This window comes from Salinispora pacifica DSM 45544 (genome assembly GCF_000378845.1).
In the GTDB taxonomy this organism is placed as follows: domain Bacteria; phylum Actinomycetota; class Actinomycetes; order Mycobacteriales; family Micromonosporaceae; genus Micromonospora; species Micromonospora pacifica.
Window position 1 is genome coordinate 5,227,025 of the sequence record NZ_KB905359.1, and the last position, 21,839, is coordinate 5,248,863.

Genomic DNA, 21,839 nt, shown 5'->3' on the forward strand with positions numbered 1-21,839 from the left:
TCTGGAAGCCGGTCGGGGTAGCGCAGGCCCGCACGATCCGGTTTGGCCGTCATCGCCGGCACCTTGGGCGCCCATCCCACGGCGACTCAGAGCGGCGGACCACCGGTAGGGTGCCGGTCATGCATGCCGTGGTCGACGCCGAGAGTTTGCTGGTCTTCCTCGCCAGGCTCGACGGGGTGTACGACGCACCCCCACCGCTGGGAGACCCGGTGGACCTGCTGGCACACGGGCTGCAGTGCGCGGCCGTCTTGCACAACGACCGACCAGACGACCTCGGGCTCCAACTGGCGGGACTGGTTCACGACATAGGCCACGCCGTTGGCGACGACCCCGACCATGCCCGGGTCGGCGCTGACATCGTCCGTCCGGTCCTTGGCCCACGGGTCGCCGACCTCGTCGCCCTGCACGTCCCGGCGAAGCGCTACCTCGCCTCGACTGAGTCCGACTACGAGCTGTCGGAGGCGAGCCGGTTGAGCTTGCTGCGGCAGGGCTCCGTGATGACCGACGAGGAGCAGGAGAAATTTCTCGCCAATCCGGCTGCGGCCGACGCGGTGACGTTGCGTCGCGCCGACGAAGCAGCCAAGATCGTCGGGCATCAGGTTCCCGGTCTCGACGTGTGGGCACCGCGCCTACTCACGTACGCCGGTGGTGTGTGATGGCCACCGACCCGGCCCGGAATCCCAGCGATCTCGCATGACCCCGGCCCAAGGCAACGCGGTATTCACCGGCACCGAGCGCGCCCTCGACCGCCGGGTGCACGCCTGGCTCGAGCACGCTCCGCGTACCAGGTGGAACGCCGGGGCAGTCGAACTCGTCGCTTCACCGCCAAGCAGGCGTCGGCCTGCCTGTTCGGGGGCACGATGCTCGCGGTGGTTGTCGCAGTACGAAGGTGGTCGATGTCGTTGAGACCTTATGTGCGAATTCCGTCGGTCTTGGCCCGCTCGATCAGTTGCTGGGCGAACTCCTGCTCCGCTGCCGATGGCTCCGGAAGCTGAACCGGGTTCTTCGTGTCTGCCGTGACGTGGTCTCTCCTGGACAGGACCGACGTCCTGTCCAACGGTCCGCACCCAGGCCAAACACGGAAATCTACGCTGTCCCACGGCCAGCGCGCCTCGGCGACCCTGATGAGGGCGTAGTAGCCGGCCACGTCAACGCGACCACGCCTGTGGTCCGGGCGGTGGACGAGTCGTCGTCGAGGGCGATGCCCACCGTCGAGGCCAGCCCACGCGAGGGCGGCGCCGACGGCGGCGGGACAGCGGTGCGGATGAGGGAGATCAGGTAGTCGTGAGTCGTCGGGGTTCCTCTCCGGGTGTGCGGGGCGCGCCTGGTGTTCGTGGCGGATACATGTCTCGTTTAGGCATATTTTTCGGGTTCATGTCTTGGTGGGGTTGGTGTCGGTTTAACTCAGAGTGGTTGCTGCCGCCTGCCTGGTAGCCGAGGAACACCACCCCGGGTCCTGCCCTCCGGGATTGGTGGTTCCTCGTCCGTGACGGGGAAGGACACCAACACCGCGATGAACTATCAGCGCCACGAACACAAACCGGACCGACCAGGTGCACGCCGGGCGAGGTCACGATGGTGGGCCGTCGGACTGGCCGGCATGACCGGCCTGGCCCTGACCACCGTCGGCGTCGCCACCGCCACCCCTGCCGCCGACGCCTCCGAACACCCCACCAACGCCACGGACGACCGGACGTCCGCCGACGACCACCGCGGCAAACTCGACGGCGGCAAGCACGAAAACCGGGGTAGGGGCAAGGGCGACATGAGGGGGAAGAAGGAGGTGAGGCCGAAGGGCATCCCGGTCCCCTGTGACGCGGACAAGCTCATCGCCGCGATCACCCTGGCCAACGCCCGCGGTGGTGCCGTGCTCGACCTCGCCAAGAAGTGCACCTACCTGCTCACCGCCGCCATCGACGACGCCGGCCTACCCGCCATCACCGCCCCCATCACCCTCAACGGCGGCAAGAACACCACTATCGAACGCGCCGCCGCCGCACCCCTGTTCAGAATCCTCACCGTCGAGGCCGGCGGCGACCTCACCCTCCACCATTTGAAGATCACCGGCGGCCAAACCGACGACAGCGGCGGGGGCATCCTCGTCAACGCCGGCGGAGCACTCACCGCCAACCACAGCACCATCTCCCGCAACATCGCCAACGTCGCGGGAGGCGGCATCGATGTCAACGGCGCCGTACGCGTACGGCGCTCCACCGTCAGCCACAACACCGCCAACAGCGGCGGCGGTGGGATCAACGTCAGCAGCGGCCTGCTCACAGTCAGCAAGTCCCGGGTCGACGCCAACACCGCCCTTCTGTTCGGCGGTGGCATCGCCAGCGCGGGCACCACCCGGGTCGACCACAGCACGATTACCGGCAACCAGGCTCCGTCAGGCGGCGGGCTCGTCATAGGAACGGGTACGGGCACCGTCACCAACACTCACATCATGCGCAACACCGCCACCGCCGGCGGCGGTGTCACCGCGGTCGGAGGAGGGGCGTACACGTTTCGGTCCGTCGTCATCGCCGACAACACCGCGACAACCGGCGTCTCCGGCGGGCTGTTCATGGATATCGGTATGACCATGGTCATCGAAGACGGCGTGATCGAAAACAACGCCGCCGCGACCGACGGTGGTGGCATCGCCAACAATGGCGACTTGGTGTTGCGAGATACGAAGGTCGCCGGCAACACCGCCAACGACCAGGGTGGCGGCATCTACAACACCAGCATCGTCACCGTCTTCGACGGGAAAGTGATCAAGAACACCGCAGCCGTTGATGGTGGGGGCATCTTCAACAACGGCGGCGCAGTCGAGCTGAACACCGCCACCGGCACCGTCGTGGCAAAGAACCGGCCGAACAACTGCGTCGATGTCATCGGCTGCCCGGACTGACCCGTCGTCCGGGTACCACGAGGGGTCCCACCCTACCGTCTACGGGCGGCAGGAGGCGGGGCCCTTCCTGGTTAGGGTCGGGGGATGCGGTCGTGGAGCTGCGGCTCGACGACCGCGTCTCCGAATGCGATCTCATCGGACCTGAAGCAGCCCGCGCTCGGCCAGGTAGGCGCGTAGCGTCTCGGCGTCCTCGGCAGACAGCAACCGATGGGGGATTACAGTCGCCGGCATCTGACCGACGTACAGGATCCAGAACTCGGGGGTGGCCTTCACCTGATCGACCCCGTCCCAGGCGATGCCGCTGGACTGCGAGCCACTACGCATCAGGATGTTGTCGTCAGTAATCTCATAGGCGCCCTCGACAGCGTAGTCACTGGACCGACGCCGGGCGCGCAGCCGGACCCATGGCCAGTACAGCATCGCCAGCAGGCCGCCCATGAGCACCGTCAGCCACAGCGGCTGGATCTGGTCGCCCCACCCGAGGCTCCGCGATACGGCGAGACCCGCCGCCCCCACCGCTGCCAGCGCCGCGCCGAGGTATAGGTACTTGCGTAGCTGATCGATGGTGAGCGCTGCGGCCACGCGGCTCGGGTAGGCGGGATCGGCCGGGACGTCAAAACGAATGTGCACGCCAGAACGATAGTGCCCCACAGGCCCGACGGGCAGCTGTGTGTCAGGTGCGCCCGGCATACCGCTGCCGGTGACACCAGCACCGCCCAGCACGTCAGCGCCAGGCGCACGCGCACCGGCAGGGAGCCCGGCCGCGCCGGTGCGCGTGGCCCTCCGCGGGCGGGCGTCTGATACCAGGCCCGGTCCTGCTGGGCAGCATTGACCAACTGCGGTGCCAGCTCCGCCCAGTCGACGTGGGTGTTGGTGCTCAACCACTCCGGGGCCCGCGGCGGGCGTATTTCTGGCGGAACTTCTCGACCCGGCCGGCGGTGTCGAGCAGGCGCTGCCTGCCGGTCCAGAAGGGGTGACTGGCCGAGGAGATCTGGACGTCGATAACCGGGTAGGTGTTGCCGTCGGTCCACTCGATCGTCTGGTCGCTGGTGGCGGTGGAGCGGGTGAGGAAGGCGAAGTCGGCGCCCTTGTCACGGTAGACGACGGGCCGGTATTCGGGGTGGATGCCGGGTTTCATCTGGATCGTGCTCCTTCGGTGTCGGTATCGGTGTCGGTGTCGGTGTCGGTGTCGGCCTGCTCCGCTACGGCGAGGGGAAAGCAGCCGGCGAACGGGTCGGGATAGATGCGCCAGGTGTCCTCGCCGTCGGCGAGTTCGGCGTCGGTGAGCAGGCATCCGGCGAGGGTCTGTTGCAGCTCGACGGGGTCGATGCCGAGGCCGATAAAGACCAGGTGCTGGTGCCGATCGCCGTAGTAGGGGTCCCAGTCCATCGCTGCGGCGAGCCGGCGTTGGTCTTCGACCTGGTCCCAGCGGTCCTCGGGCAGGCTGACCAGCCAGTGCCCGAGGGATCCCATGGCCAGGCCGTCGCCGGCGAATTCCCAGGCGATGACGGTGTCGGCTTGGCTGGCCAACCAGAGGTGACCGCGGGAGCGGATGACATCGGCGTTTATCTCTTCGAGGACGTCGTGCAGGCGCTGCGGGTGAAACGGGCGGCGGGCGCGGAAAACGGCGGAAACGACCCCGTAGTCGGGCTCCGGTTCGTGTGCGCCGAGGAGATAGCCCTGCAGGCCGCGGGCGAGTACCCCCGGGGTCTCTGGCCGGTGCCGATGGGTGTGGCGCAGCTGACGGGTCAGCATGCCGGCGTCGACGAGGTCGCCGTCGACCCGTAGGTGGGTTGCCCAAGGCGCCATCCGCTGTAGCAGGACAGACATTCGGCCGGTATCGAATTCGCCGTCGCGGGACTGCCCCCACAGTACGAGGGTGTCGGCGTACTCGATCTGTCGGACGACGACGTCGGCGAGCGCGCGGTGATCGTTGTCGGCGGCCTGGATACCGAGTGAGATGAGGTCGTCGGTGCTGGCCAGGCCGTCGAGCAGGTGCTCGGCGTCGAGGACGGTGACGTAGGAGTCCACCCGGATGAGGTCGGTGATTGGGGCATCGTTGACGAGGCAGTGCGCGGCGGTAGCGGCCACCGCCTCCGGCTCTACCGTCTCCGGCAGCATCAACAGCAGGTCCCGGCCGGGGTGCGTGCGGGTGAGCCGGACAAGGGTGGGCAGTACGTCCTCGCGCAGGGTGCAGGAGACGCAGCCGTGCCGCAGTTCGACCCGCTCGTCCTCGATGATGCCGGTGCCGGTGCGGATCACCCGCCGTACGGCGCCGTCCCGGATCCCGGCCAGGTCGTGCCGGATCAGCAGCAGCGAGGGGTCCGCGGCGAGCAGCGCGCGGGCGGCAGCGAACGTCGCCGCCGGCCAGAACCCGGACAACACGGTCAACGACGGGCGGGTATCGGCGTCGGCTGTCACAGCATGGGTCGGGGCCTGTGGTGACGACGACATGGAGTTCCTCTCGACTTACTGAAAACGATTGTCATTCTAAGCATACGAGAGGCTCCCGAAGCCAGCGCGGTCCAACTGCCCGTACCCGGCGCCCCGCCTGGGTGGAGATCGCCGACGGCCCCGGGTTGGATCTGCCCGAGGGCTGATGTCAAACTGAAAACCGTTGTCGTTACCGTTTGAATCCGATCGAGGAGTGAGCACTGTGTCCCGACGTTGTGACGTCACCGGCGCGAAGCCGAGCTTTGGCAACGCCGTGTCCCATTCCCACCGGCGTACCCGGCGCCGCTGGAACCCGAACCTGCAGAACCACCGCTACTGGCTGCCGTCGGAGCGGCGGTGGGTCAGCCTCACCCTGACCGCAAAGGCGCTCAAGACCGTGGACCGCAAGGGCATCGAGAAGGTTGTCGCCGAGCTGCGAGCCCAGGGAGTGAAGCTCTGATGGCCCGCCAGACCGACATCCGTCCCATCGTGCGGCTGAAAAGCACCGCCGACACCGGCTACACGTACGTCACCCGCAAGAACCGCCGCAACGACCCGGACCGGCTGGTGCTGCGCAAGTACGACCCGATCGTCCGCCGGCACGTCGAGTTCCGCGAGGCGCGTTGACGTGGCCCGCAGGAGCTTGAGTAACCGGCAGGCCCGCCGGGAGGAACTGGTCGCCCGGCACGCCGACCGCCGGGCGGAGCTGAAGCGGCTGATCGCGCACCCGGAGACCGACTCGGCCGTACGCGCCGACGCCGTTCGTCAGCTGGCCCGCCTGCCCCGAGATTCGAGCCGGGTTCGGCTGCGCAACCGAGACGTGGTCGACGGTCGCCCGCGCGGTGTGCTGACCCGCTTCGGGTTGTCCCGGGTGCGGTTCCGGGAGATGGCGCTGCGCGGCGAGTTGCCAGGCATCCGCAAGGCGTCCTGGTGACGGTTGCCCGCACCGGTCCGGCGCGAGCCACCCGCTCCGCCGGCGTCGCCCACTCAGCGTCACCTTCGGCGTAACCACCTCGCTCGCGTGCACCGGCGCCGCCGTCACCTCCGGCGGCAAGACCTGGAACTGCGACGGCTGTCCCGGACGCTGCTTTCGGCGCCAGCGGCTGAACGCGGACGTCCGCCGGGGTGCAAGCGACGAACCGGCCGGCGCGCGAGCTCAGCCAGACCTATAGCTAGCGGCACCACCGCATCGTCGGTCATCTTTCAGGGCCAGGGCTCGTTCTGTATGAACGCGGGGTGGTCGGAGTGACCACTGAGGTTAAACAACGATCATCGATCGATGGCGGACCGAAGTGGCCGGCCAGGCCGCCAGTTCGGGCTGACGGGCGAGGCCGTGCGGCGACGGTGGCACGCGCCGCGCTGTGGCATGGGGTGTGATGGTTCCGTTATATCGAACATTGCAGATGTTCGGCTAGTATCCATCTATATCAATGGATGGCGATACCGCCGCAACCCCAGGAGTGTGAGATGGTCAGAAGACAACTGTTGCGCGCGTTCGGCGCCGTGCTGGCGGCGGTGCTGGCAGCGACCGGGGTGCAGATCGTCACCGGTGCACCGGCCGCCGCGTCCCAGACGGCCTACCACGACGCGAGCCGGGCCGGCGAGTTCCGGCCGAACTTCGACCAGGCGGCCCAGGCTGATGCCGACGTCACGCCGTTCGTGGTTGGCGGCCGGCCGGCGACCGAGAACTACTCGTGGCTGGTCTACACCTCCGGCTGTACCGGCACGTTGGTCAAGTCGGACTGGGTCGTCACAGCGCGGCACTGCCCGACACCGTCCTCGGTCCGTGTGGGTAGCGTCAACCGCACCAGCGGTGGCACGGTCGTCGGGGTCCGTCGCGCCGTCAACAATCCCACGATCGACGTCAAGCTGTTGCAGCTGTCCAGTGCGGTGTCCTATGCCCCGGCCCCGATCCCGGCGACGTCCGGGGAGGTCGGTACCGCTACCCGGATCATCGGCTGGGGTCTGACCTGTCCGTTCCGGGGCTGCGGTTCGACGCCGACGGTCGCGCACGAGTTGGATACGTCGATCCGGTCGGACGGCGCGTGTATCGGTATCAACGGCCCGTACGAGATCTGCACCAACAACACGAACGGTGACTCGGGCGCCTGCTATGGCGACTCGGGCGGCCCGCAGGTTCGTCGGATCGGCGGGGTGTGGCACGTGGTCGGTGCCACCAGCCGGTCGGGCAACAATCACCCGATCTGTGCCACCGGTCCATCGATCTACGGTGACCTGCCGTCGATCCGTTCCTGGATCGACACCCAGGTCGGCGGCCTTCCCGCCTGAGCCTCTCCGCTAAGGGCCCCGGTCAACACCAAGCGTTGACCGGGGTGCCCTGGTCGTCATCGATGGCGGGATGAGGCGCTCACCTCGGTTCGAAGACGCCGGCGCGAAGGGCTGCGGTGGCCGCGGCGGCAGTGCGTCGGGCAAACTCCTCGTCGATGGGTTCGTCGACGACGAGCAGCCGCAGGAAGAGGGGCGCGCCGAGGATCTCGATCGCGGCCCTGGCGTCGGTGCCCTGGGGTAGTTCGCCGCGGGCGATGGCGTGGCCGACGACGGCCTCGGCCAGGCGGAATCGTTCGGCGAAGAAGCCGCGGACGATCTGCGCGGCGCGCGGGTTGCGGGGTGCGGACGTGGCAAGGGCGGTGATCAGCTCGCCCGGTTCACCGGTCATGCCGCGTCGGACCAGCAACGCCAGTTCTTCGAGGTCCATGCCGAGGTCGCCGGTGTCCGGGATCGGGACGACCTCACTGGCGTACTCGCTTAGCAGGTCGCCGAGGACGCCTTCCAGGTCGGTCCATCGACGGTAGACCGATGTCTTGTTGACGCCGGCTGCCTGGGCGATCCGTTCGACGGTCAGCTCGGCGTACCCGTCGGCGAGGAGGCCGCGGGCGGCCGTGAGGACTGCGGCCCGGACGCGGGTGCTGCGCCCGCCCGGTCGCTGGCTGGCTGGCATCGGACACCTCCTTTAATCGCAACGACTGTTGCGTTGCATCGTGCCATCATGGCAGGCTTAAAAAGCAACACGAGTTGCGATTGGAGGCGGATCCATGAAGACCATCGTTTGCGTCGTCGGCGGCGGGCCCGCGGGGCTCGTCCTCGGGATGCTGCTCGCCCGGCAGGGAGTGGCGGTCACCGTGCTGGAGAAGCACGCCGACTTCCTCCGGGACTTCCGGGGTGACACCGTGCACCCCTCCACACTGAACATGCTCGACGAGATCGGGCTCGGCGAACGGATGGCGGCGCTGCACGGGCGCAAGGCTGGTGCGCTGCGCGCCACCTTCGACGACGGCAGCTACACCATCGTGGACTTCACGCGTCTGCCGGCGCCCCACAACTACCTGTACTTCGTCCCCCAGTGGGATTTCCTGGAGATGCTCGCGAACGAGGCGGCGAGGTTCCCGACCTTCACGCTGCTTCGCTCCACCAAAGTGACGGGCCTGCTCCGCGACCCGTCCGGTGCCGTCGCCGGCGTCCGGGCCGTGGGTCCGGAGGGCGAACAGGAGGTCCGAGCGTCGCTCACCGTCGCCTGCGACGGCCGCGACTCGATAGTGCACCGGGAACTCGGTCTGAAGCCCCTCGAGTACGGCGCACCCATGGACGTACTGTGGTTCCGGATCTCACGCCACACAGACGACGGCGACGGTCTGGCGATGCGGATCGGCGCCGGAGGGCTGATGCTCGCCGTCGACCGCGGCGGCTATTACCAGTGCGCCTATGTCATCGCCAAGGGCGGCTACGACAAGATCCGCGCAGCCGGGCTGGAGGCGCTGCGGGAGCAGGTGACCCGGCGGCACCCAGCCCTCGCCGATCGGGTCGGCGAGCTCGCCACCTGGGACGACGTCAAACTGCTGACGGTGAAGGTCAACCGGTTGGAGCGGTGGCACGCGCCCGGCGCGCTGCTCATCGGCGACGCCGCACACGCCATGTCCCCGATCGGCGGCGTCGGAATCAATCTGGCAGTACAGGACGCCGCGGCCACCGCCCGGATGCTGGGTCCCAAACTCGCCACCGGGCAGGCAGTATCCGAAGCGGACCTCGCCGCTGTGCAGAAGCGCCGGCGCTTGCCGGCGGTGGTGACGCAGAACCTCCAGCGCGCCGCCCAGCGGCGCGTCGTCGATCCCCTGCTGCACACCACCGGCCGGATCGAGGCGCCGGCGCCGGTCCGCCTGCTGCAGCGGATCCCGGCGCTGCAAGCCCTCGCCGCCCGGCTCGTCGGTATCGGTCTACGCCCCGAGCACCTACGCTGATCCACCCCACCGCAGCCCTCCACCGGCAGGGTGCCACCGCGGCGCAGGTCACCCAGGACCGCCGAGTCGTAGGCGAGCGTCGGCGCGAGCGCCACCACGTCGGCCCACCACAGCTCGTGGCCCACCACAGCTCGTGGCGCAGCGCGGCCGCCGTCGCACGGTGACGGCGGTCTGCCGCGGGCGCACCCGCCGGTTGTGGCTCGACGAAGGGGGGAGACGCCCGCCTCGGGGACGCACGAAGCGGCGAGCCGGCACCGCGGGACTTGAGCCTTGTAACCAAGGATGCCGATGCGCTGTGCCGCTCCCATCAACTGATGGGCCTTCCAGGCGCGGGTCGCCGATGGTGCGGTCCGAAGCGCTGGTTCCGCTACGTAGGCCGGATCGCCGAGATGTGGTGATGGCTGGTCACTGTGGCAACCCGCTCGACGCGCGGGCGGTAGCAACGTTGATCGCAGCGCGTACGGTGCCGCCCTGCACCACCTCGACCGACCGCTCACCGTGGTTCGTGCCTGGCCGGGCCACGAGGTGCACGGGAGCGTCCAGTTCGACAAACGTGTCGAACGTGCCGACAAGCCCGGTCATCACCGCCGCGGATGGCGCGGGACTGAGCGCGGTGCCGAGTTGACGGGCTGCCTCGACGAGCAGGGTCCCCGGGACGTGGTCCAGCCGGTGGTCGAACAAGCCCAGGTGATCGAAGGGCAGCAGCACCCGCGCGCTGGTCTCACTCGCACCAGTACGCACCTCGGCCAGCAGCACGTCGGCGGGTACCAGGCGGCCCACGGTCGAGGGGGGAGCCGCCCCGTCCAGGTACGGGCACAGTTGGTCGGACCAAGGTGGCGGCGACCCGCCACGAGCCCGGCGGCGCAGCAGCGTGTAGGCGGCCGGGGACACGACCGACGAGGTGATGACTGTTGATCCGATCCGCACACCACCGAGTGACAGCTCACACCGGGACGTGAACGCGCGGAGCCGGCTGCCGACCCGGACCGCCGCCACGGTGACGTGCATCGTCAGCTTGGTCGCGCCGCCGTCGGGTCGTTGCACATACGCGTCGGCCGGCACGGACAGCTCGCAGGAGTCCATCAGGAATTGGGTGTCGTCGGCCAGGCCGAGGCCGTTGTGGCCGATGTAGATGACGACCTGCCGGCAGGCCTCCAGGAGCAGCATCGGATCGAGACGGCGATTCGCCTCCGCGACGTGTGCTGCGTAGTACGCGTGTCGCTCGGGCAGCAACGCCGTCGCCACATATCCGCCGGTGCCGTCCGGATGGACATCGGCGAGGAAGGCGGTGTCAGCATGACGACGATGGACAACCGCCGGTTCGACGGTCGTGTGAGGTTGGGTCAGTAGCCGGGTGTCGGTCATCGTTCAAGCCCTTCCATGTTTTCGTCGAGTAGTCGGGTGTGGGCGATCGCGGTGAGCGCTTCGAGGTGTTCGCTGAGCGACGTGAACCCAGCGCCGAGCGTGCTCACGGCCAGGTGTGTGGCGCGGGCTTCACGCCACCGCCGAGCCGCGGCGGCGACACTGACCGCGCCGCCGTCGATGTAGCGGACCCGGCCGTGCATACCGATCGCCTCGGGGGGTCGACCCGCCGCCTCCGCCGCCCTGGTCACGATCATCCGGGCCGCTGTGAGCTCCGGCCCGGGCTGGAGTCGGGGCATCCAGCCGTCGCCGGTACGGCCCGCCCGGCGGTAGGCGGCTGGGCTGGTGCCGCCAATCCAGATGGGAATCGGTCGTTTCGGTCGTGGGTTGATCCCGGCCGCGACGATTCGCTCCCCGGAGTGTTCGAAGCTGACCGACCGGTGTGCCCACAGGGCCCGCAACAGGTCGATCTGCTGGTCGAGCCGCTCACCCCGAGACCGCATGGGCCGGCCCAGAGCCTCGTACTCCACTGTGTTCCAGCCGATGCCGACCCCCAGCCGTAGCCGGCCGTTGGAGAGCAGGTCGATCTCGGCCGCCTGCTTGGCGACCAGCGCGGTTTGCCGTTGCGGCAGGACCAGAACACTGGTCACCAGGTCGAGGTCGCACACCGCCGCGAGGTAGCCGAAGAGCACCAGTGGCTCGTGGAACGGCTTATCCGCGTCATACACACCCTGCCAGTTCGGATGCCCGGCTGGGTCGGCACCGAGCACGTGGTCATACGCGAGGAGGTGTCGGAATCCCAGCTCCTGTGCCGCGCTCGCATACTCGCGTAGAGCTCGTGGCCCGCCGTGCAGCTCGCCTTGGGGCAGGACCACGCCGATCTCCATCATCCGAGCCACCCACTGGTGACGAGCGCCGCGTCGAGGACGATCAGATAGAGCATGGCGAGCGACGTGGGCCACTTCTGCTCCCTGCCGCTGAGGTAGGAGAAGGCGCCCGCGACCGGGAAGACGAGAGCCACGTAGGGCAGGTGCGCCGCGACCGACATTCGCCACGGCTCGGTGACCGCGGCCAGCAGGGCGCACGCGAGCAGAGCCCAGCCGAGCGTGAGTACACCGCTGCCGGTGACCCCGAGTACGGTCGCCGAGTATGTCCGGGCCCCCGGGTCGGGATCGCGTACTGTCTTGCGGGCGAATTCGAAGTGCAGGAACGCGGCGGCGAAGACAATGATCAGCAGGGCTGGGCGGATCCCCGGCGGTACCACCCCCGCGCCGGTCACGGACGTGTACAGGTAGACGCCGATCAGCAACTGCACCGGGTACGCCACGACGATGTAGAGCAGCGCCCGATCACGCAGTCTCGGCGAGTGCAGCGTGAGCCGAGTGACCAGCGCGGTGTAGCCCACGAGGAGCGCCACGGCCACCGCCGACCAGGGGGCGAGCGGAACGTTGACGACGATCGCCAGGGCTGCCGTCGCCCAACCGGCGCGGCGCAGCTCGGGCACGCTGACCAGACCGGTGATCAGCGGACGGTCCGGGTTGTGGATCCGGTCGTACGACTCGTCCATTCGCTCGTCGGCGAGCCGTAGGTGCAGCAGGACCACGATGATCGTCATGGCCCGGACCAGCGACCCGACCGACGGCCGCCAGATGCCCCCCGCTGTCATGACCGCGGCGGCCTCGTATGCGCATGCCCACAGCAGTCCGTAGGTGACGTGCACTCCCGGCGCGAAGACAGCGCCCAGGAACGCGCGGTAGCGCAGCAGCGCCGGGGCCTGCCCGACAGCGCTGCTCATGACGCAGCCACGGTGGCCAGGGACCGCCACCGGCCAGGATCGGCTCCGGCCAGCAGTTGTCCGTACCGTGGGCGGGACAGTGATACCGCGTGGCTGCCCACCACGATGAAATCCCAACCGGTCAGCGGTAGGTCCGCCGACCAGATCACGTTGACCAGCGGTGCCCAGCTCGCCGGGTCGCTGGTCGTCGAGGCCAGCGTGTGACCCAGGGTCCGGCGTACCTCGTCCGGCAGGGCCGTCGTGGCGAGTAGGTCCCGCACAGTCCTGGTCAGGCGGCGGGCCGAGGCAACGAAGTCCAGATCATGCGGGGGATGTGCGGCGTACAGCTCTCGGGCGATCGCGGTCGTCTGATCATGCTGGTCCGTGTTCGCCAGTGCCTGGCCGATCAGTGCGCGACGCTCCCGGTGGTCCAGCAGGATGCCAAGCTCCCGGACGAGGTCGGCCGGCTCGTCCGAGGCGTGCACCAGGTTGAGGAGGAAGCCGAAGTCGCCGAGCCGGGCGCGCAGCTGGCCCGGACGGCGCCGCGCCGGATCGGCCGGTCCCTTGTTGACGCTGAGCGCGACCGTGGCCGGCACATCGGCGGGTTCGGTGAGACGGGCCAGGACCACCAACGAGTCAGACCGCTCACACAGCGCGTCAGCAAGGAGACAGCGCTGGGGTGTCGCTCGGTTCAGCTGGTAGTGCCAGACCGCCCGGACCGACTCCCGGCGCATCCGCAGTCGCCGCACTGCCACGACCCGGAAGTTCGCTTCGCGCAGCCATTCGACGACTCGTTCGATCGAACGCGACGCCACCGCGTCCGGCTTCATCAACAGCATGGCATGCTCGTACGCGAATCGCACCGGGTCGGATGCCAGCGTGGACAGCTGCTCGTACGCCTCCAGGAAGTAGCTGTCGGTGCCGTGATAGCGCTGCTTGTCCGGATCGTGGGTCAGGCCTTCGGGGAACGGCGGTCCGTGGGCCGCGACACTGCTCACCGCTGGCTAGCCCGGCTCAGGGCCTCCGCCACGCTCGGCAGGGGCGCGCCCAGGTAGCCCGCCCTGACCGCGTAGTCGATGATCCGCCGCAGGTGGTTCGGCCCGTTGGGTAGGCGCTTGTGCCTCCGGAACCCGGCCGCGGCGGTGTCGTCGAAGTGCTGCTGGCGGCGGAAGTAGCTCTCGTACAGCGACATGACCCGGTGCCAGTAGGCGCGTTCGAGGTCCGACAGCATGGCTGGGTCGAAGTTGGCGGGGGCGATGTAGCGGGGAACGTGGAACGATGGGTACTCGGCCAGCACGTCGGAGATGTCGCGCATCCGCACCGACGATCCCACCGCGTGCAGCGTGTGGTTGCTGGCCCGGTCGATGTCGTCGGCCACGGCGGTGATCAACGCTGCCACATGGTCGACCGGCACAAGGTCGACGCAGGCGTCGAAGTAGCCCGGGATCGAGCCGATCCGACCCTCGGACAGGAGCTTCAGCACGACGTACAGGTTCTTGAAGTCACGGACCGCGCCGGTGCGGGCGGCACCGACGACGACACTGGGTCGGATCACCACGGTCGGCAGGCTCTCCGCGGCGGCCTTTCGCACCAGTTGCTCCGCGGCGAGTTTGCTCTCCTCGTACGGGTTGCCGAACCGCTGCCCGACGTCGAGTTGGGACTCCAGGATCATGCCGTCCCGCTCGCCGCACACGTAGGCGGTGCTGACGTGCACCAGCGGGGTGGATCGCTCGCGGGCCAGTTCCAGCACGTGCGCCGTACCGGTCGTGTTGATCGCCTGGTAGACCTCCCGGGGGTGACCGAAGTCGGTGATCGCGGCGGAGTGCACGATCAGGTCGAGCCCGTTCGCCAGGTCCGTCCAGGTGTCGTCGTCGAGGCCCAGCCGCGGAACGGTGACGTCACCGGTGACCAACCGTACGGTGCCCGCCCGGTCGTCCGTCGACGACGCGACGCCTCGGCCGCTGTTGGCGACCAGCACTCGGGTGTGGTGCACCAGGCCGGACACCCGGTGCCCGGCTTTCAGCAGGCGGGCGCAGACTTCGGCGCCGACCAGGCCGGCCGCCCCGGTGACCAGGATCCGCTTCGGCTTGCTCATGCCCTTCCTCCGGTCTTCAGTTGCCGCCGAACCAGGTTCAGGACGTCTCCAGCGGTCGTCAGGTCCGCCGACTCGTTCAGGTCGAGCGCGGGCAGCCGGAACTGCCGTTCCAGGGCCATCGCCAGCTCGATCAGCCGAATCGAGTCGAACATCAGGTCGTCGCGTAGGTGGGTCTCCGCCCCGACGCGGGGGAGTGGGTGCGGTGCCATTGCGGCGATGATCGCGTAACCGGTCGATTCGTCGAACGCGTTGTCCATCACGTCTCCTGTGCTGCGGCGCCGGCCCGTGCGTGCGGCTGCACACCGCCGCTGGAGAGCAGGTCCTGCGCCTCGTCGAGGGGGAGTTGCTGGTCCAGATATGCGCCGAGGCGCAGCAGGTCGTAACCGATGTCGAGGGTGCGCTGCCAGCCGTCCGCGGAGTCGAACGACGACGGGAACGCCCCACCGCCCGAGGCCTTCCGGATGTTGGTCACGTACTCGTGCAGGAGGGTGAGCAGAAGCCGGGCGTCCTCCTCGGTCGTGGCCACGGTGGCGTACAGCCGTTCGGCGAGGACACGGATGTGCGAGTGCCCATCGGGCAGCAGATCGAGTCGGTGCAGCAGCTCGGGATCCGGCGGCAACGGACTCACACCGTGCGCGCTGAGCAGGGCACGTAGCCCGCCGTTGACCGCGCGCGCCGTGGTGAGTGCGGCGACCCGCCACTGTTCGCGGTCGAGTGCGCCCTGCAGGTCCTCCAGAGCGTTCTCGATCATGAAGTTGCCCCACATCAGTGCCATCGCGGCGGCGGCGAAGCGCGGCGCCGGCAGGGGTAGCAACGCGATCGCGCGGGGATGCGGCGGCTCGGCGCCGGCGATACCCAGGATCGGGCTGCTGGTCGCCGGGGCGGGGGTGATGGGGCCGAGCGGCGCGGCCATCGGAATCCGTGGTGAGATCGGAGCACCCTGCCAGGTGATCCGGATCAGGCCGTACCGGAGGTAGGCGGCGATCAGCTCACCCGGGTCGGCGACGCCCGTCCGTTCGGCGTCGGCCATCAGCGCCGCGAGCGGTCGTCCCCAGACGATGCGTCGCCACACCCGCGTGGCGGCGTCGCCGAGGACGAAGACGTCACGTCGGTCACGTACCAGGTGTACCTGGTCGTCGATCTGCCAGGTGGTCACTGCTGGCACTCGGGCAACGACCAGCCGTTGCGGATCTTCGGCGCAGCCCGGCACGCCGAGGTCCGCGACCAGGCGTATGCAGTCGCGCGTGTGCTCGATCTCCTCGCCGGCGCCGGGCTCCGCGTTGATGGTCTGCCAGTAGCGTTCGACCAGCGGATCCCCGACGAGCCGGTCGAGCTGCAGCGAGAGCCACTTCGGCTCGATGTACGTCTCGCCGTGGCGTGCCAGGTAGCTCTTGGCGGCCTGCTGGAGTCCCGCCCGTGCCCACACGGCGGCCGACTCCACCTGGTCCAGGGCGAGCAGCGCGATGGAGTGTCGGATGGACTGCCGTGCGTGTTCCGCCCACCACGTGGTCATGACGACGGCGAAGTCGTCGTACGCGAGGTGGTCGCGGACCTTCTCGACCAGGTCCGGGCGGTACACGACATGCGCTCGGAGCAGCCGTTGGCACCGGTTGAGCAGGTGTTCGTCCAGTGTGGCGACACGGCGCGGGGTGTGTCCGACGTACCCGTTGACCTCGTGGAGGTGGTCCACGATCTGGCCGACGGATCGGGTGCGGATCTCCACCCGACGCCCCGCGATGAAGAAGATCGTGGGCATCGTCGGCAGGTCGGCCTCCTGGTCGGCGATCAGGAGGAAGTCGATGTCGGAGCGAGAGTTGCCGAAACCCTCGGCGATGGAGCCTTCCAGGATCAGCGCGACACTTCTGGGGTGACCGATACGCTCCAGCGTCTCGGCCGCGAGTGAGCTGATCTTTGCCTCGTCGAGGATCATGCGGGGACCTCCGGCTCGACGATCGACGCTTTCAGGGTTCCCTCCTGGAGGCGCTGCCACATTCCACGGCGGCGTGGCTTACCGCTGGTGGTGCGTTGGATCAGGCCACGGTTACCGACCGCGAACCGGATTCGCGGCTCGACGCCCAGTCGGGAGCGCAGGGTGTGGTAGGCGCTCTCCTCCCAGCCGCGGCGCCCGCCCTCGACGAGCAGCAGAACGCCGGCACGCTCGGTTTCCGGAGCGCTGATCACCACGCAGCGACTGGGGGACAGGCCGGTCGCCTCAACGACCGCCGCCTCGAGGTCCTCGACGTAGACGTTGCGGCCCCGGACCTTGAGGCTGTCGCCCATCCGGCCCAGTACGAACAGCTGGCCGGCGTGGAGGAACCCGGCGTCGCCGGTGTGCAGGCCGTCCGGGGTGAAGCGGGTGCCGCCGGAGTCGGCGTCGTTGGTGTAGCCCGCGGTGACCGTTTCCCCGCTGACCCTGATCTCACCGAGGTGGCCCGGCGGCAACTCGACGCCATCCTGGTCGACGATGCTGATCCGGGTGCCGAGGCGCGGGCCGCCGCAGCCGGTCAGCCAGCCGTTGCGTGTCGGCATCGGCTCCGCACCGAGGTGCAACTGCCGGGTCAGCTCGACCCGCTGGCCGAATCGCAGCGTGTCCGGTCTCACCTGCACCGCCAGCGGAGGGGCACCGTGGTCAGTGCCGGTCACCCCGAGCGTCGTCTCCGCCAGTCCGTAGGCAGGGGTGAGCGTGCCGCGATCGAAGCCCGCAGCGGCGGTAGCCTGCACGAACCTGTCGAGCACTGCGGGGTTGATGGTCTGCGCGCCGACGAACGCGGTCCGCCATCCGGACAGGTCCCAGCTGGCGATCCGCTCGGCGGCGATTCGCTCCACCGCGTACTCGTATGCGAACGGCGGCGCGGCCGTGATCGTGGCCCGGGTCATGCACTCCAACCATCTGCCCGGGTCGCGCAGGAACTGCGTGGGCTGCATCAGCCACAGGTCGGCCTGACTACACACGGCGGCGAGTAGGGTGCCGACGAGGCCCATGTCGTGATAAAGCGGCAGCCAGGAGGCCACCGAGTCGTCCTCGCTCCAGTCGCTCCACGCCCGGGTGCAGGAGACGTTGACGGCGAGGTTCTGCCAGGTGACCGGCACGCCTCGCGGGACGCCGGTGGAGCCGGAGGTGAACTGGAGGATCGCCAGGTCGTCGGGGCCCGCTTTGGGAACCTCGACCGGTTCCTCGGCCTCCCGGTGCAGGAAGGCGCGGCCGGGTAGGTCCGCCGCGGCCAGCGCCGAGTCGGCGATGTCCTGGTGGCGCTCGGTAGTGATCATCAGTACCGGTCGCGCCCGACGCAGAATGCTCGAGACGAGCTCGACGTACTCGGTGCTGCTGGTGAGGCTGGGTGGGGTGATCATGCAGGGGGTGAGGCCCGCGGCCCAGGCCCCGAAGTACGCGCAGAGCGTCGGGTAGCTCGTCGGCATGAGCAGGCAGACCACCTCCCCGGGCTGGGCGCCGGCAGCGGTCATCGCCGCCGCGCTGCGTCGTGCCGCGAGAGACAGGTCGGCGTACGAGTGGTAGTCCCAGTCGCCCCCGTCACCGAGGAACCGGATCCCCTTGTCGGTCCGGGGATCGACCAGCCAGTTGCGCACATCGCTGAAATCCAGGGTGGTGGTCACGCGGACGTCCCATCCGTGTCGTCGAGGATCGTGATCGTGCCGGTGCCGCCGTCCATCCGGACGGTCATGCCGGTCTCCAGTTCCTGGGTGGCGCCCTTGGCCTTGACGATCGTCGGCACGCCCAGCTCGCGCGCCACGATCGCGACGTGGGTCAGCGGGCTTCCCCGCTCGATGATCAGTCCGGTCGCTGACGGTAGTGCGGCGACCCAGCCCGGGTCGGTGCTGTAGGCCACGATGATCCCGCCGTTGACGTCCTGAGGTCGCGTGGTGACGACGACTCGTCCGGTCGTGACGCCCGGGGACGATGGTGTCCCGCGCAGTTCACCGACGCCGGTGCGGGCGGCCCGGCCGACGCTCCAACCGGCGGCCTCGAGATTGCCCTCCCAGTAGGGAGCGCCGTAGGTCCGGAAGCGCGGCGGCGCGGACATCGTTGCCTGTCGTTCCTGCGTGCGCCGACGCACCGCCACGATGTCGCGTAACTCGTCGTGAGCGATCTTGCCCTCGTATGCCCCGGCCAGCTCGTCGAGGCGCAGCAGGAACACATCCTCGAACCGCTCGATCGCCCCGACCTGCTGCAAGTGCCGGCCGAGTGCGCGAAGCATCCGCTTGGCCGAGCCGAACGCCTTCGTCCGGCAGAACCGGAGCCGCTCGCGCGCCGCCAGTGACCGTGACACCTTGCGGCGGGTCAGCTCGTAGATCCAGCGTCGCGGCCCTCGCAGGTGCTGGTCGAGATATTCCTGCGCGCTGTCGCCGCTCGCTGTCTCCGGCGGAGCCTGTAGCGCGTCGCGCAGCATCAGGTACAGACTCGACGGATCCTCGTGTAGGTCGGGCACCTCCAGCTTGAGCTCGTCGGGGCTGCGGTACCCGTGCGCCTGCACGTAGGCGTCGACGGCCGTGAGCAGGGTGGTGTGCCCGGCAGCCGCGAGCGCGTCGGGTATCGCCGCCGGATCGGTCTCCGTCACCAGGCGGCGCAGCTCGTCGTCGGCCTTGACGGTGGCCGCCAGCGCGGCCAACTCGCGGGCCGGCTCGGCGGACTCTACGTCGGCGCCGGGCCGAGCGGCGGCCCACGTCAGCCACTCGGGGGCGTGCGGCAGCCAACGCCGGCCGAGCATCGTGAGGATGCCCATCGACAGCAGAATCGTGGAGTCGAGCATCTGCATCGGACCCCACCGCCGGTTCAGGCTGTGGATCAGGTCCTGGAACGCCCGGTGCACCTCGTCGGCGGGCATCGCGGCGTAGTCGCGTTTGTCGAAGATTGCGTACTGCTCGTAGAAGTAGGCGACGAACCGCTCGACGTCACGGTCCATGCGCAGGTACTTCCAGAAGAAGGTCGTGCAGGTGACCACTCGTGCGCGTCGGCGTTGCCAGGCCGAGTCGAACTCGTACGGGTACAGCCCTTCGGCGATCTCGTCCGGCAGCGCCTCGTCCACGCCCATGGCGACCTCGAGCAGCTTGCGGTTGACATCGTAGAAGGGCGCGATCCGCTGTAGGCGGTACCAGTTGACGAGGTTGTAGTAGACGCGGCCGTGGAAGCTGCCGAGTAACGTGGGTAGCCACTCCTGCATCTGCGCGAGCTGCTTTTCGGGCACGCGTAGGGATCGCGCGTAGCTCTCGTACACCGCGCCATAGACCTTCGAGGCGAACGTGAAGGTCAGCGGGGACGTGATCCCCCGGAAACTCTCCACGATGTTCGAATTGTCCCAGATCCGCAGCTCGCCCATGGGCCTGCTCGTGGTCGGCACGGTGGTGATCGGTCGGCTCTGCAGGATCCACAGCTGGCCGTCCGCGACCGCCCACTCGATGTCCTGCGGTGCGCCGAAGGCGTCGCTGATGGCGCGGCCGGCCTCCCACAACGTGCCAAGGTCGACCCGGTCGAGCGACAGCTGCGCACGGTCGGCGTCCGGTACCTCGATGGCTTCGACGCCACCGCCGGGCGCGGACTCGTAGCGCTCAGACTTGTCGCCGAGCTCGGTCTCCAGAACCACACCGGTGGCCGTCTCGAGGGTCACGGTGTCCGCATCCACAGCGCCGGAGACGATGCCCTCGCCGAGACCGTAGACAGCACTGACCACGTACCGGTCGCCGGCACCGGTCGCCGGATCGGCGGTGAACATCACGCCGCTGACCTCCGCGCGCACCATCTGTTGGATGAGTACGCCCATGCCGGTCGCGCGCAGTGGCAGGCCGTTGCGCAGTCGGTAGGTCAGCGAGCGTGCGGAGAAGGCCGACGCCCAGCAGTCCTTGACCCGGTCCAGGACCTCGTCGGCCTCGCTGACGTTGAGGAAGGTGTCGAACTGGCCGGCGAAGGAGTACGTGTCGCCGTCCTCCTCCAGGCCGGACGAGCGCACCGCGACACTGCCGCCGCCGGCGGCCTGGTACGCCGCCTGGATCGGGCCGGCGAGGTGGTCCGGGATCACGGTCGCCCGCATCCGTCGGGTCACCTCGGCTGCGACGCGCTCCGGTTCGTCGGCACCCTGGGTCAGCAATACGTCGATGCCCTCGACGTGTTCCAGGAAGGCGGTGAAGATATCGCTGGAAACCGCGCTCCAGCGCGGAACATGAACGTCAAGACTCCTCATCGCCGCCAGTTTGGACGCCTTCGCCCCCATGGCTCGCCATTCCGTAACGTCGGTTTCAATGGCGACAGTTGACATCCTTCCTCCTCGGATAGTGTGTTGATCGGCATGCGATGTCCCCCTGGGTGCTGCGGCTACGGCAGCCTTTGCGACACCCTCCCGTGCGAAAGCCGTGGTCAAGCGGCTCGCGGTCGAAGGCGAGCACATGAATTCGTGGCACGGATTTGTTTCCCGCCACGCGGGAATTCGGTTCGCGGGCCGGTCGGTGTGCTGGATTGGCTGGATCAGTGCGTGTCGCCGGCGATTATTCGGCTGATCAAACCCGGAATCTTGAGGTCGGCAACAGGCGCAGCCGGACCTATCTGTTGATCGTCTTTGGCTTTATCTGGGTAAGCATGAGGGAGGTTCCGGATTTCCGCGGGTTCCTTGAACCCAAGGGGTGTCGTCACTCTTGCCGAACTCGGCAGGAAGGCGGGGTGTGGGCGACGCGGTGGACCCTCCCGGTGTCGCTCTCGGCGGCGCGTGCCTGGGTAGGAGCAAGGTTTGGTACCAACTGTGGATGTCTGCGCTCCCCGCAGGTGTACCACTGCGGTGTGTGCCTTTGGGCGGCGAGGTTTCCGCACATGCCAGCTCACATATTGCTTTCCTTTGGGGGTTTTGTCCAGTTCGGGAGGGGTCAGCTTTGATTTTCCATGCCGGCCAAAATAGCGGGCATTGATGGCGTGACTGATTGTGGATTCCGCCATTCGATGCTCAACTCCTTGTGGCGTGAATCACTCTCTACGGCGGCATGATGTGTGCTGATATCGCGAGTGCGGAACGGGCGATGGTGCTAGCG

The 21,839-nt window shown here is 68.6% G+C and carries 20 protein-coding genes and 3 pseudogenes; 8 read left to right on the forward strand and 15 right to left on the reverse strand.

Going from position 1 to position 21,839, the window contains the following annotated elements:
* Positions 1-119: 119 nt before the first annotated feature.
* Both SALPAC3_RS0123945 and SALPAC3_RS27635 read left to right on the forward strand, forming a co-directional pair.
* Positions 120-656 carry an HD domain-containing protein gene (locus SALPAC3_RS0123945; protein WP_018827919.1) on the forward strand — a complete coding sequence of 179 codons (537 nt, stop codon included), beginning with the start codon at positions 120-122 and terminating at the stop codon, positions 654-656.
* 37 nt (positions 657-693) lie between these two features.
* A pseudogene (locus SALPAC3_RS27635) lies at positions 694-893 on the forward strand (DUF817 domain-containing protein); the annotation flags it as partial.
* 203 nt (positions 894-1,096) lie between these two features.
* Here SALPAC3_RS27635 and SALPAC3_RS28975 read toward each other — a convergent pair.
* A pseudogene (locus SALPAC3_RS28975) lies at positions 1,097-1,278 on the reverse strand (hypothetical protein); the annotation flags it as partial.
* A gap of 235 nt (positions 1,279-1,513) precedes the next feature.
* Here SALPAC3_RS28975 and SALPAC3_RS0123960 point away from each other — a divergent pair.
* Entirely contained in the window at positions 1,514-2,896 is a 1,383-nt protein-coding gene (locus SALPAC3_RS0123960; RefSeq protein WP_050563755.1) for a hypothetical protein, read from the forward strand.
* Positions 2,897-3,028: 132 nt separating this feature from the next.
* Here SALPAC3_RS0123960 and SALPAC3_RS0123965 read toward each other — a convergent pair whose 3' ends face one another.
* The 3 genes from SALPAC3_RS0123965 to SALPAC3_RS0123975 all read right to left on the reverse strand — a co-directional run bounded on the left by SALPAC3_RS0123965 (position 3,029) and on the right by SALPAC3_RS0123975 (position 5,350).
* Positions 3,029-3,526 carry a YcxB family protein gene (locus SALPAC3_RS0123965; protein ID WP_018223704.1) on the reverse strand — a complete coding sequence of 166 codons (498 nt, stop codon included), beginning with the start codon at positions 3,524-3,526 and terminating at the stop codon, positions 3,029-3,031.
* A 247-nt stretch (positions 3,527-3,773) separates the two neighbouring features.
* The gene (locus SALPAC3_RS0123970) at positions 3,774-4,034 is read right to left on the reverse strand and encodes a type B 50S ribosomal protein L31 (RefSeq protein WP_018223705.1); all 261 of its coding nucleotides are present in this window, start codon (positions 4,032-4,034) and stop codon (positions 3,774-3,776) included.
* Positions 4,031-5,350, reverse strand: a complete 1,320-nt coding sequence (locus SALPAC3_RS0123975; RefSeq protein WP_018223706.1) for a CobW family GTP-binding protein — start codon at positions 5,348-5,350, stop codon at positions 4,031-4,033. Before SALPAC3_RS0123975 ends, SALPAC3_RS0123970 begins: the two co-directional genes overlap by 4 nt.
* Positions 5,351-5,552: 202 nt before the next feature.
* Between SALPAC3_RS0123975 and rpmB the strand changes: the two genes are divergently transcribed.
* The 4 genes from rpmB (at position 5,553) to SALPAC3_RS0123995 (ending at position 7,618) form a co-directional block, all read left to right on the forward strand.
* Positions 5,553-5,789 (forward strand): 50S ribosomal protein L28, encoded by a 237-nt coding sequence (rpmB, locus tag SALPAC3_RS0123980; protein WP_018223707.1) that lies wholly within the window; start codon positions 5,553-5,555, stop codon positions 5,787-5,789.
* Complete coding sequence (rpmG, locus tag SALPAC3_RS0123985; RefSeq protein WP_018223708.1) at positions 5,789-5,956, forward strand: 50S ribosomal protein L33; 168 nt, start codon at positions 5,789-5,791, stop codon at positions 5,954-5,956. The genes rpmB and rpmG overlap by 1 nt, the downstream gene beginning before the upstream one ends.
* A 1-nt stretch (position 5,957) precedes the next feature.
* Entirely contained in the window at positions 5,958-6,263 is a 306-nt protein-coding gene (rpsN, locus tag SALPAC3_RS0123990) for a 30S ribosomal protein S14 (RefSeq protein WP_026185857.1), read from the forward strand.
* A 533-nt stretch (positions 6,264-6,796) separates the two neighbouring features.
* The gene (locus SALPAC3_RS0123995; RefSeq protein WP_018223710.1) at positions 6,797-7,618 is read left to right on the forward strand and encodes a S1 family peptidase; all 822 of its coding nucleotides are present in this window, start codon (positions 6,797-6,799) and stop codon (positions 7,616-7,618) included.
* A gap of 79 nt (positions 7,619-7,697) precedes the next feature.
* Here the strand turns inward: SALPAC3_RS0123995 and SALPAC3_RS0124000 are convergent, their stop codons facing one another.
* The gene (locus SALPAC3_RS0124000; RefSeq protein WP_018223711.1) at positions 7,698-8,288 is read right to left on the reverse strand and encodes a TetR/AcrR family transcriptional regulator; all 591 of its coding nucleotides are present in this window, start codon (positions 8,286-8,288) and stop codon (positions 7,698-7,700) included.
* 94 nt (positions 8,289-8,382) lie between these two features.
* Here SALPAC3_RS0124000 and SALPAC3_RS0124005 point away from each other — a divergent pair, with 94 nt between their 5' ends.
* A complete protein-coding gene (locus SALPAC3_RS0124005) occupies positions 8,383-9,582 on the forward strand; it encodes an FAD-dependent oxidoreductase (protein ID WP_018223712.1) in 1,200 nt (399 codons plus the stop codon).
* A 17-nt stretch (positions 9,583-9,599) separates the two neighbouring features.
* On the opposite strand, the pseudogene SALPAC3_RS28120 reads toward SALPAC3_RS0124005, so the two are convergent.
* From SALPAC3_RS28120 to SALPAC3_RS0124050, 10 genes and pseudogenes are all read right to left on the reverse strand, one after another.
* Positions 9,600-9,713, reverse strand: a pseudogene (locus SALPAC3_RS28120) (alpha/beta fold hydrolase); the annotation flags it as partial.
* Positions 9,714-9,987: 274 nt separating this feature from the next.
* Positions 9,988-10,947, reverse strand: a complete 960-nt coding sequence (locus SALPAC3_RS0124010; protein WP_018223713.1) for an AfsA-related hotdog domain-containing protein — start codon at positions 10,945-10,947, stop codon at positions 9,988-9,990.
* A complete protein-coding gene (locus SALPAC3_RS0124015; RefSeq protein WP_018223714.1) occupies positions 10,944-11,831 on the reverse strand; it encodes an LLM class F420-dependent oxidoreductase in 888 nt (295 codons plus the stop codon). The genes SALPAC3_RS0124010 and SALPAC3_RS0124015 overlap by 4 nt, the downstream gene beginning before the upstream one ends.
* The gene (locus tag SALPAC3_RS0124020) at positions 11,831-12,769 is read right to left on the reverse strand and encodes a UbiA prenyltransferase family protein (RefSeq protein ID WP_026185858.1); all 939 of its coding nucleotides are present in this window, start codon (positions 12,767-12,769) and stop codon (positions 11,831-11,833) included. Before SALPAC3_RS0124020 ends, SALPAC3_RS0124015 begins: the two co-directional genes overlap by 1 nt.
* Entirely contained in the window at positions 12,736-13,716 is a 981-nt protein-coding gene (locus SALPAC3_RS0124025) for a nucleoside-diphosphate kinase (protein WP_018223716.1), read from the reverse strand. Before SALPAC3_RS0124025 ends, SALPAC3_RS0124020 begins: the two co-directional genes overlap by 34 nt.
* On the reverse strand, positions 13,713-14,813 hold the full coding sequence (locus SALPAC3_RS0124030) for an SDR family oxidoreductase (RefSeq protein WP_018223717.1): 1,101 nt from the start codon (positions 14,811-14,813) through the stop codon (positions 13,713-13,715). Before SALPAC3_RS0124030 ends, SALPAC3_RS0124025 begins: the two co-directional genes overlap by 4 nt.
* Positions 14,810-15,070, reverse strand: a complete 261-nt coding sequence (locus SALPAC3_RS0124035) for an acyl carrier protein (RefSeq protein WP_018223718.1) — start codon at positions 15,068-15,070, stop codon at positions 14,810-14,812. Before SALPAC3_RS0124035 ends, SALPAC3_RS0124030 begins: the two co-directional genes overlap by 4 nt.
* Positions 15,070-16,743, reverse strand: coding sequence for a hypothetical protein (locus tag SALPAC3_RS0124040; RefSeq protein WP_018223719.1), 1,674 nt, complete (start codon positions 16,741-16,743; stop codon positions 15,070-15,072). The genes SALPAC3_RS0124035 and SALPAC3_RS0124040 overlap by 1 nt, the downstream gene beginning before the upstream one ends.
* Positions 16,740-18,425 carry an AMP-binding protein gene (locus SALPAC3_RS0124045; protein ID WP_018223720.1) on the reverse strand — a complete coding sequence of 562 codons (1,686 nt, stop codon included), beginning with the start codon at positions 18,423-18,425 and terminating at the stop codon, positions 16,740-16,742. The genes SALPAC3_RS0124040 and SALPAC3_RS0124045 overlap by 4 nt, the downstream gene beginning before the upstream one ends.
* Positions 18,422-21,079, reverse strand: a complete 2,658-nt coding sequence (locus SALPAC3_RS0124050; RefSeq protein WP_026185859.1) for a phosphoenolpyruvate synthase — start codon at positions 21,077-21,079, stop codon at positions 18,422-18,424. The genes SALPAC3_RS0124045 and SALPAC3_RS0124050 overlap by 4 nt, the downstream gene beginning before the upstream one ends.
* Positions 21,080-21,839 lie beyond the last annotated feature (760 nt).